This is a genomic window from Stenotrophomonas sp. STEN014 (assembly GCF_056760315.1).
The window spans coordinates 1-434 of sequence record NZ_JBRREN010000018.1 but is presented as its reverse complement, the minus strand read 5'-3'; the positions used below and the strand labels follow the sequence as shown (position 1 = coordinate 434).

At 51.6% G+C, this 434-nt stretch carries 1 rRNA gene; it reads right to left on the bottom strand.

Annotated features, from left to right (window positions below):
• Nucleotides 1-342: 342 nt before the first annotated feature.
• Nucleotides 343-434: ribosomal RNA gene (gene rrf / locus ACVOMC_RS15245) — 5S ribosomal RNA — on the bottom strand; the annotation flags it as partial.

Below are 434 nucleotides of genomic sequence, written 5' to 3'. Positions count from 1 at the left end.
CAAGATACCTGCGCATACTTTCAAAGAACTTCGAATCAGGCCTCAGCGCCATCTTCGTAAGCTGCGACGTTTCCGTCGTAGCGAGCCGCCCATTATAGCCGGCTTTTCTGCCTCGTCAACACCTTTTTTCGAGGCAGTTGATTCAGCGGCTTCCGCGTCAGGCCCGAGGGCTTTTCGTTGAAGCAAGCCGCACATTATGCGCAGGCTTTTGATACTTGTCAACAACTTGCGACGTAGACTTCAAGTTTTCCTCGAAGCTGTTGAGGTAAGCAACATCAAAAACATGGTGCTTGCAAAAAAAGCAAATCCCCGCTGCGTATGCAGCGGGGATTTTAGTAAAGACCCTGGCGATGACCTACTCTCGCAAGGCTTAAGCCTCACTACCATCGGCGCAGCTACGTTTCACTTCCGAGTTCGGGATGGGATCGGGTGGT